At 40.9% G+C, this 572-nt stretch carries 1 protein-coding gene; it reads left to right on the plus strand.

What is annotated here, in order from left to right:
* On the plus strand, nucleotides 1-400 hold a 400-nt coding region (locus tag DRF57_RS23455; RefSeq protein WP_115921135.1), incomplete at its 5' end, for a hypothetical protein.
* Nucleotides 401-572: the final 172 nt, after the last annotated feature.

Below are 572 nucleotides of genomic sequence, written 5' to 3' on the forward strand. Positions count from 1 at the left end.
CCAGGTAACAGAAGTTTACTTTAAGTATGACGAGGCCGGGAATCAACGGTACCGGGGTCCTGACTCTGCAGCCAAACAGGCTTCTGAACAATCCAAAACATCTTCTTTATCGGGATCACAGCTGATGGATGAAAAAACATTCTGGGAACAGATTCGTTTGTATCCTGTTCCGGTTAACGATGTTCTAACGATCGACTGGACAGAAAAAGCAGACGGACTCATAGAATCCGTCTCTTTATACCAGCACAGCACCGTCCACTGGAAATTTCAGCAACAGAATTTACCTGACCTTTACAGGCAGCTGAAAATTAATATGACAGGCTATGACTGGGGCGTATATGTACTGCGCTTTACGCTAAAGGACGGAAGGACTTTCAGTAAAAACATCACTAAAAGATAATGCCATGAAATACAATAACAATAAAAGAAAATTATTTTTCTCCATTATAATATCCTGTATTTCAATATTGGGATTTTCACAGACAGGACCGAATTTTCACGATACCAAAGGGGATATCGAGGTTACCAAAGGCGGACAGTTACAATTTACTTTACCTATTGATGTTCCACCG

Origin of the sequence: Chryseobacterium rhizosphaerae, from assembly GCF_003385455.1 — a bacterium.
Classification (GTDB): Bacteria; Bacteroidota; Bacteroidia; order Flavobacteriales; family Weeksellaceae; genus Chryseobacterium; species Chryseobacterium rhizosphaerae.